Annotated in this window: 5 protein-coding genes; 4 read left to right on the top strand and 1 reads right to left on the bottom strand. The window is 65.7% G+C overall.

The features are described from left to right. The 4 genes from EN994_RS26465 to EN994_RS26450 form a co-directional block, all read left to right on the top strand. A partial coding sequence (locus EN994_RS26465) for a methylated-DNA--[protein]-cysteine S-methyltransferase (protein ID WP_164746210.1) occupies nt 1–403 on the top strand: 403 nt, incomplete at its 5' end. Between the two features lie 12 nt (nt 404–415). After that, the gene (locus EN994_RS26460; RefSeq protein ID WP_013530734.1) at nt 416–643 is read left to right on the top strand and encodes a hypothetical protein; all 228 of its coding nucleotides are present in this window, start codon (nt 416–418) and stop codon (nt 641–643) included. 150 nt (nt 644–793) lie between these two features. After that, nucleotides 794–1,348 carry a methylated-DNA--[protein]-cysteine S-methyltransferase gene (locus tag EN994_RS26455; protein ID WP_063168577.1) on the top strand — a complete coding sequence of 185 codons (555 nt, stop codon included), beginning with the start codon at nt 794–796 and terminating at the stop codon, nt 1,346–1,348. Further along, nucleotides 1,345–2,088, top strand: coding sequence for a 2OG-Fe(II) oxygenase (locus EN994_RS26450; RefSeq protein WP_063168578.1), 744 nt, complete (start codon nt 1,345–1,347; stop codon nt 2,086–2,088). Before EN994_RS26455 ends, EN994_RS26450 begins: the two co-directional genes overlap by 4 nt. A 24-nt stretch (nt 2,089–2,112) precedes the next feature. On the opposite strand, the gene EN994_RS26445 is transcribed toward EN994_RS26450, so the two are convergent. Further along, a partial coding sequence (locus tag EN994_RS26445; RefSeq protein ID WP_127307939.1) for a dihydrofolate reductase family protein occupies nt 2,113–2,587 on the bottom strand: 475 nt, incomplete at its 5' end.

Raw genomic sequence — 2,587 nt, 5'->3', positions numbered from 1 at the left:
GGACCGTTTCCCCAGGGCACGGCTGATCGGTGGCGACCGCGACTACGAGGCGCTGGTCGCCCGCGTCGTCGGTTTCGTCGAGGCTCCGGCGCTCGGCCTCGACCTGCCGCTCGACGTCCGCGGCACGGCGTTCCAGCAGCGCGTCTGGCAGGCCTTGCGCGCCATCCCCGCCGGCCAAACGGTTTCCTATGCCGAGATCGCGCATCGCATAGGCGCACCTAAGGCGGCCCGCGCCATCGCCGCCGCCTGCGCCGCCAACAATCTTGCCGTCGCCATTCCCTGCCACCGCGTCATCCGCAAGGACGGCGCACTTTCCGGCTACGCCTGGGGCGCGGAGCGCAAGCGCGCGCTGCTCGACCGCGAGGCAGCGTCCGACAATGCCAACCGGTCGGTACGGGCCTGACGAGGACCGGCAATGCGCGCGATGGCAAGGTCTCCCACCACCGATGCGAACATCCAGACCCAAGCTGCCGGCAGCCGCCGCGCCCCTGACGCGAAATCATGGGTGATGACCGCCATCGGCCAGATGGTCGATGATGGCAAAGCCGAATGGAGCCGCACCGCAACCGGCGAGGTTGAGTTGCGCCTGTCATCAGGCGAAGTGTTCGTGCTGGGCGAAATTTCCGTCACCCGTGTCGCATGACGTCCTCAGGCGAAGTGCCAATGATCCAAATCAGCGCTCTACGGCGCCGTAGAGCACCTGCCTTGGAGATTCGAATTTGAAAGCAAGCATCGGAGTGAGCGCCAATCAGCACGTGGCTAGGGTTCAGGCACAGACAAAGGAGTGAAGGCAATGAACCTCGTACAAACCAATATTCCGGCGACGGTCACCAAGCTCGCCGCCCTCGATATCATAACCTACGCCATCGGCGAATCCCCGATCGGTAAAATCCTGGCGGCACGCAGCGCTATCGGCGTCTGCGCCATCCTGATCGGCTCGGACGCCGACACACTGGAGCGGGATCTTGGCCATCGCTTCCCGGGCAAGCTACTGGTCGAAGACGGGGCCACCTTGCGCGACGATCTCGCGGCAATCGCGCGCTTCATCGAAATGCCTGGCGTCGGCCTCGACCTGCCGCTCGACCTGCGCCGCGGCACGCCATTCCAGCAGCGCGTGTGGGAGGCGCTCCGAGGCATCCCGTGCGGCGCCACCATCACCTACGCCGCGCTGGCCCAGCGCCTCGGCCAGCCGGACGGCGCCCGTGCCGTGGCGACGGCCTGTGCGGCCAACGCGATTGCGCTGGGCATTCCCTGCCACCGTGTTGTCCGCGCCGACGGCACGCTGTCGGGCTACCGCTGGGGCGTCGAGCGCAAGCGCGCTCTGATCGACAAGGAGGCTACGATATGAATGCCCATGCCAGGGTTGCCGCATCGGCGGTTGAAGCTGCTCGGACGCGTGTCGCGGGTTACGACTGGCCCGCCCTTGCCGCCGAACTCGACGGTTTCGGCTGCGCGGTGATCGAGAAATTGCTCTCGCCCGAAGAATGCCGGGAGATCGCCGGCCTCTATCCCAAAGAAGAGCATTTCCGCAGCCACATCCATATGGCCAGGCACGGCTTCGGCAAGGGTGAGTACCGCTATTTCCGCTATCCCTTGCCGGACCTGCTCGGCGGCCTGCGCAGCGCGCTCTATCCCAGGCTGGCCGAGGTCGCCAATCGGTGGAACGAGCGGATGGGGCAGGCTATGCGTTATCCCGCGACGCATGCCGCGTTTCTCGATCAGTGTCATGCCGCCGGCCAGACGCGGCCGACGCCGCTGCTGCTGCAATATGTGCCTGGCGACTTCAACTGCCTGCACCAGGATCTCTATGGCGACCTCGCCTTTCCGCTGCAGGTGGCGATCCTGCTCTCCGAGCCGGGCCAGGATTTCACCGGCGGTGAGTTCGCGCTGACCGAGCAGCGGCCGCGCATGCAGAGCCGGGTCGAGGTGGTGCCGCTGCGCCAGGGCGACGCCGTTGTCTTTGCCGTCCACAACCGGCCGGTGCAGGGCACCAAAGGCAATTACCGCGTCAACCTGCGTCATGGCGTCAGCCGGCTGCGCTCAGGCATGCGCCACACGGTCGGGATTATTTTTCACGATGCGAAGTGAGCAGGGAGAAGATGGAGGTCCCCCTCACCCCGCCGGTGCATAGCGACTGACCACCATGCCACAGTCATAGGTCTTCGAGCCGAGCAGCCGCAGGTTTCTAAAACCGCCCTGATCAAAAATCCGGCGGCCCGCACCCAGCACCGCCGGGTTGATGAAAAGCTGAAACTCGTCGACCAGCCCGGCCGCAATCAGCGCCGACGCGAAACCGGCGCCGCCGAACACGGCCATGTCGCCGCCCTCGCCCGCTTTCAGCGCATTGACTTCGCGCGGCAGGTCGCCGCTGGCCACGCTCGTGCGCTCCCAGGCCGGCTCCCCGGCCGATTGCTTGAGCTTATCACTGAGCACCACCTTGCGGGCGTCGACGATGCGTTGCGCAAAGGCGTAGAACGGATCGTGCGGAAACTTCTTGGCGGCATTGCCCCAATGGGTGAGATAGCCCTCCTGCGCCATCTTGCGGCTGAGCAGGATGGTATCGACGCCTGTGAAGACAGCGTTGAAG

It is taken from the genome of Mesorhizobium sp. M7A.F.Ca.CA.002.09.1.1 (assembly GCF_003998555.1).
Lineage (GTDB): Bacteria > Pseudomonadota > Alphaproteobacteria > Rhizobiales > Rhizobiaceae > Mesorhizobium > Mesorhizobium ciceri.
The sequence above is the reverse complement of the archived record's forward strand: the minus strand, read 5'-3'. Positions and strand labels throughout refer to the sequence as shown.

Excerpts from the sequence above, each read along its gene's own strand:
- EN994_RS26450 (WP_063168578.1), top strand. The coding sequence starts at position 1,345 with ATGAATGCCCATGCCAGGGTTGCCGCATCGGCGGTTGAAGCTGCTCGG.
- EN994_RS26460 (WP_013530734.1), top strand. The coding sequence starts at position 416 with ATGCGCGCGATGGCAAGGTCTCCCACCACCGATGCGAACATCCAGACC.
- EN994_RS26455 (WP_063168577.1), top strand. The coding sequence starts at position 794 with ATGAACCTCGTACAAACCAATATTCCGGCGACGGTCACCAAGCTCGCC.